We start from the raw sequence: 5,002 nt of genomic DNA, 5'->3' as shown, positions 1-5,002 counted from the left end.
CACCTTTTATCTCCGTTAACGTCTCCCTTCTACACACAAATCGAATTACCCCCCTTAATCCCCCCTTGGAAAGGGGGGAAAAAGAAATCTAGTTCCCTCCCCTTTCCAAGGGGAGGGTTAGGGTGGGGTAAAACCCTGGTTAATCAGGTATTTCAGGCTACGGTAGCCCTTAGAAGAAGAAAGGTCAGAATATTCATTTGCACATCGTGTACATTTAGCTTTTTAATCCCCAATCCCCAAATACCATGCAAAACCGCAACTCAACAGCTACAACCACACTAGGAAAACCATTCGCCCCTGCAACCACCAGCCGCAGACCTTTCCTAGAAATTAAAGACGTTACCAAAGTCTATCCCACAAAGAAAGGCCCCTTTACTGTACTCGACGGCGTTAACCTCAACGTCGAACAAGGCGAGTTTATTTGCGTCATCGGCCACTCTGGCTGTGGCAAATCGACACTATTAAATATGGTATCCGGTTTTAACTTTCCCACCTCCGGGCAAGTTTTACTCGAAGGAGAACCCATTACTAAACCAGGCCCAGACAGGATGGTTGTCTTCCAAAACTACGCCCTACTACCTTGGCGAACTGCTTTTGAAAACATCTACTTAGCTGTTAACGCCGTTTATCCCAACAAACCACAAGCTGAAAAAAGAGCGATCGTCCGCGATCATTTAGCAATGGTGGGACTGGCTGATGCAATGGAAAAGAAACCAATGCAAATGTCCGGCGGGATGAGACAACGGGTTTCGATCGCCCGTGCTTTGGCGATTCGTCCGAAAGTATTAATTTTAGATGAACCTTTTGGGGCGCTGGATGCTATTACCAAAGAAGAGTTACAAGAAGAATTGCTGAAAATTTGGGGCGATAACCGTTGTACAGTGCTGATGATTACCCACGACATCGACGAGGCGCTATTTTTAGCAGACAAATTGGTGATGATGACCAACGGCCCCCATGCGAAAATTGGTGAAGTTATGGAAATTCCTTTTTCTCGTCCGCGCGATCGCAGCCGCATCATGGAAGATCCACAATACTATCAACTACGTAACTATGCCTTAGACTTCCTCTTTAACCGCTTTGCCCATGATGACGTAGGTTAAGTAATTACCTTAATTTTTCCAGAATAATTCTTTGTTCCTCCCGCCACCATACCAGATGGTGGCGGGAGCAATCAGTAGGAGCAATTCATGAATTACCCTTACAACTACGTCCACAAGTTATAAAGTATGTGTAGAGCGAGTATGTTGAGAAAAAATCTGTATGGCAAGCTACCCAGAAACCGTAATTAGTAACGAATCCGTTAATGATTTAATTGGCGAGACGACAAGCATTAACCATGTTGAGGTAATTGAAAATGTCATCGACTCTTTGGAACAAGATAATAGTGCGATGGTTAGCCACACTCCAGAGGCCGGTTATCTTTGGAAGTTTAAGTATGGAAGTGTAGAAGTATTTGTCCAACTCAACGGGACAACCGATGAAGACACAATAACAGTTTGGTCTGCGGTGCTAAATTTACCTGCCAAAAATGAACCTAAGTTGATGCGGTATCTTCTGGAGTTGAACTGCTCAAGCACTTTTGAAGCGCGTTTCGGTATTATTGAAAATCGGGTGGTTGTAATATCGACACGCACCTTAGCCGAGTTATCTCCTGGCGAAGTGTCTCGGCTAATTACCGTTGTGGCAACGATCGCAGATAATAACGATGAAGCCTTACAAACTGAATTTGGTGCGACTTGACTAATCGCTTCACTTCAGTAGAAGTTATGAGTCCTGAGTTATGAGTTGCACTATTTTCCCAGTGCGACCCATCAGTGAGTAAGATTTGCTACATTACTTGTTTTAGTCGATCAATCTTGATGATGAACTGAATTTTCTAAGTCAGTCGATTGAAATGACTTTTTCCTCTATACCAATTAAAAAGCGCCTGGGAGTGTTGCCGTGTTTCCACCCCAGACGCTTTTTATTTTTAACTTGCTCCTCACACAACTAGATAGTATCACTGCTTCCATCAAAAGGCGAGTATAGTGAGTGACACTTCCAGAACTGCACCACCAATTGAATTTGGGTTTATGTTCCCTTGACTTGATCCTAGCTAAATTTTGGATTGCGATCGCTCCAGAAAGGCAGTTTTCTTGGACGTAAGTCTTTACAAGCTGTAACGCAATGAATTAAACAATTATTAATATTTTATACGCCCATTAATTAATGTCTGAAACTCTATAATAATAAATCAAACTAATAAACAAATATTAGCACTCAATGCTTGTTAGTGCTAATTTATAACTGAGTTTAATGCTTATGATATAGACTAAAACTATACTTTTTATAGATACTTTAGTTTCTGCCTAGATTTTTTTACAAAATACTAAATCTTTACCACAAGTAATTTAAAACTGGGAGTACTGACATGAAATACACTTTTGATATTGTAGGAGTATCTCCACTTTTACAGTTTTTTAATCACCAACAGAAAAATGGGCAAAAATCACTCCATCAAGGCGTGGAATATTTGGGAATGCATAAGTGTACACTAGATACGTTTATAGAATCGGTGGAATCAGTTCCAGTAAAGTGGGGTTGGAATCTGGATCAAGTGGTAGATACCGTGATTCAGTTTTGGTTGAACAATTCAGATAGTATTGGTTATTGGAAAGCATGTTTAAGTGATGCTGGCAAGGATAATTTACTAGTTGCAAGATTGGCAGATATAACCGCCTTACAAGCTGAATTTGAATCCCTATTAGATAAAGAATGATTTTCAAATAATGTTATTTTCGTTTTCAAGTGCTTTGAGAACTTTGAGATATAAACTTTCTACTCTTTTCGTCTGAACTTCACCAAATGAAGCATAGTGAGTTAAGCTAGGAGCGCCATTTATTTCAATGATTGTATAATCTACAATTGGTGACGTTATATCACTAGTAAGAATATCCACACCAGCTAATCTCAATTCCATATCTTTTGCAATACTTATTGCTAACTTTTGAAAATCAGGATGGATATTTTCAGTGAAGTCTACTGCCTCGCCACCAGTTGATAAATTCGCATTGTCTAAAAGATAAACTATATTATTCTTGGGTATAACAGTATTAAAATTTAGCTTTCGTCTCCGCAAATTTTTTTTGATTCTGTAATCTTCAAAATCTATAATTTCTTTTCTACCATTTTTGATAAAAGTCTCCTGTTTTTGTTGCATAAGTTCCAAAACATTAGATTGACCATCTCCCATTATAAATAAAGGAATTCTTTGATACGCCGAAATTACTTCATCATCAAGGACTACAATTCTATAGTCATTGCCACTGTAGAATCGCTCAACAATAAATACTGATGTTTTTTGCAAAATTTTCTTGGCTACTTGATAATATTCTTGTTTGTTGTGAACCTTTGTAACAAATATTCCTTTACTGAGATTAATCGGCTTGACAATTACAGGAAATCCCAACTCTTTAGCATAATAAAATCCCGTATCTATATTTCTGGTGTTGGCTAATTCTTCGCATAATTCTTCACTAAAAAATGTTTGACCTTCAGTAACCTTATAGCCAAACTTCTTCAGAAAAAAACTCGAAACCCCTTTATCTTTCGCTATTGCTACTGAGCCAGAAGAATTAATACTAAACCTGCTACTGCGAAAAAAGGTTTTATGACCATTTTTAAACGTAATCAGTCCCACAAAGGTGCATTCTGGGTCTACTAAAACTACTGCTCCTATTTTCTCTGCTACTTTTTTAATGATTGATGTTACAAAGGGTGTTTCCATTATTTTTAATATAAATATACCGCGAAAATATTAACTATTCTATGGCAGTTAGTCAATATATTTTAAATTAAACGATCGCACAATATATTTTTTCTAAAACTCTAGTGAAAGCCTGAGAAAAAATCATTTTTTAATATCTAAAGAGACTATGAAAATTTAACTATTCTAAACTAACTATAAAAAACGTAAATGCCTGCAATATAGCTTTACCGTAGGCATCGCACCATAGAAAAATTAAGAGTGTGTCAGCGACCATTAATTCTAGGCACGTTATTATGCATTTTCTTTCTATTGAGTTTTTAATAGTATTTTTTCAAACATTGATATTTGTTTTGCCACCGATGCGGAATTTACGTATGTGTATGCATACAAATTATGCAAACCCAATAATTGCCAAACTTTTTGCTTGAGCATTATTGTGTCCTGCAAACAATTGCAAATTAAGGCTTTGAGATCCATAACCACCTGAAAGTTCCAACTTAATTGGTCTAAAATATAGCGCTCAGTGTTGACAATCTATAAATAATCGAATAACAAGGTGGCAGCAGCATTAAAAAAAAGCGTTAGTGCATTCCTACCTAGAAACTAATTAACGCCCTTCATTAAACTTCATACGGATAACATAATTATGCCAGAAAATACGGATAACAAATCTTCCAAATCAGACAATCAGCCTGTTGCTTATAAAGAACGCCTCAATTCTTGGGCGATCGCTCGTCTACTTCCTAATACGCAACGGGAGATTGTTGCCCGCTTCCGCAGCCGTTCTGATGCCGATGGCTATATGCGGCACCTCCCCCAGGAAGTACCAAATGCCTCCTACATGGTTGTTTTTGATTGCCAACGCCAAGAAGCTGTAATTTAAAGTTCAAGTATGGGCAATAAACCTATCTTGAAAATAGGGAATTGGTATAAGGGGTAAGGATGTATTTAAAACCTTTCCCCTTTAACCGAACCGTATTGAGCCGTAGCCCGCCCTTAGACATCGCTTACAACTCCAGATTCCAATTCACGCTTCACTTAAAAATTCTGGATGTTGCCAAGGAGCATAGCTACTTAAGTATTGCAGCTTTGAAAATCCGAGTTTCCAAGCCACCCTTGCCAATTCACCAAACCACTAATACCAATTTAATGTGAAGTTGCATATATCTTGATCCCCCTAAATCCCCCAAGGCATCGCTACGGTGTACACACAAGTCCTAAAAACCTAGCTTGATAAGCATTTCCTCGTTC

The 5,002-nt window shown here is 38.4% G+C and carries 5 protein-coding genes; 4 read left to right on the top strand and 1 reads right to left on the bottom strand.

Features of this window, described 5'->3' with window-relative positions; translation table 11 throughout:
* The first annotated feature begins 245 nt into the window (after nucleotides 1–245).
* The 3 genes from A4S05_RS33005 (at nucleotide 246) to A4S05_RS32995 (ending at nucleotide 2,761) form a co-directional block, all read left to right on the top strand.
* Nucleotides 246–1,103, top strand: coding sequence for a nitrate ABC transporter ATP-binding protein (locus tag A4S05_RS33005; protein ID WP_069073991.1), 858 nt, complete (start codon nucleotides 246–248; stop codon nucleotides 1,101–1,103).
* A gap of 160 nt (nucleotides 1,104–1,263) precedes the next feature.
* Nucleotides 1,264–1,743: a YbjN domain-containing protein gene (locus A4S05_RS33000; protein WP_069073990.1), complete on the top strand. Its 480-nt coding sequence runs from the start codon at nucleotides 1,264–1,266 to the stop codon at nucleotides 1,741–1,743.
* A 670-nt stretch (nucleotides 1,744–2,413) separates the two neighbouring features.
* Nucleotides 2,414–2,761: a hypothetical protein gene (locus A4S05_RS32995; RefSeq protein ID WP_069073989.1), complete on the top strand. Its 348-nt coding sequence runs from the start codon at nucleotides 2,414–2,416 to the stop codon at nucleotides 2,759–2,761.
* Between the two features lie 3 nt (nucleotides 2,762–2,764).
* Here A4S05_RS32995 and A4S05_RS32990 read toward each other — a convergent pair whose 3' ends face one another.
* Nucleotides 2,765–3,769, bottom strand: coding sequence for a cyanophycin synthetase (locus A4S05_RS32990; RefSeq protein WP_069073988.1), 1,005 nt, complete (start codon nucleotides 3,767–3,769; stop codon nucleotides 2,765–2,767).
* Between the two features lie 628 nt (nucleotides 3,770–4,397).
* Between A4S05_RS32990 and A4S05_RS32985 the strand changes: the two genes are divergently transcribed.
* Nucleotides 4,398–4,634: a hypothetical protein gene (locus A4S05_RS32985; RefSeq protein ID WP_069073987.1), complete on the top strand. Its 237-nt coding sequence runs from the start codon at nucleotides 4,398–4,400 to the stop codon at nucleotides 4,632–4,634.
* Nucleotides 4,635–5,002: the final 368 nt, after the last annotated feature.

The sequence above is a fragment of the Nostoc sp. KVJ20 genome (genome assembly GCF_001712795.1).
Classification (GTDB): Bacteria; Cyanobacteriota; Cyanobacteriia; order Cyanobacteriales; family Nostocaceae; genus Nostoc.
The sequence above is the reverse complement of the archived record's forward strand: the minus strand, read 5'-3'. Positions and strand labels throughout refer to the sequence as shown.

Excerpts from the sequence above, each read along its gene's own strand:
- A4S05_RS32985 (WP_069073987.1), top strand. The coding sequence starts at position 4,398 with ATGCCAGAAAATACGGATAACAAATCTTCCAAATCAGACAATCAGCCT.
- A4S05_RS33000 (WP_069073990.1), top strand. The coding sequence starts at position 1,264 with ATGGCAAGCTACCCAGAAACCGTAATTAGTAACGAATCCGTTAATGAT.
- A4S05_RS33005 (WP_069073991.1), top strand. The coding sequence starts at position 246 with ATGCAAAACCGCAACTCAACAGCTACAACCACACTAGGAAAACCATTC.
- A4S05_RS32995 (WP_069073989.1), top strand. The coding sequence starts at position 2,414 with ATGAAATACACTTTTGATATTGTAGGAGTATCTCCACTTTTACAGTTT.
- A4S05_RS32990 (WP_069073988.1), bottom strand. The coding sequence starts at position 3,769 with ATGGAAACACCCTTTGTAACATCAATCATTAAAAAAGTAGCAGAGAAA.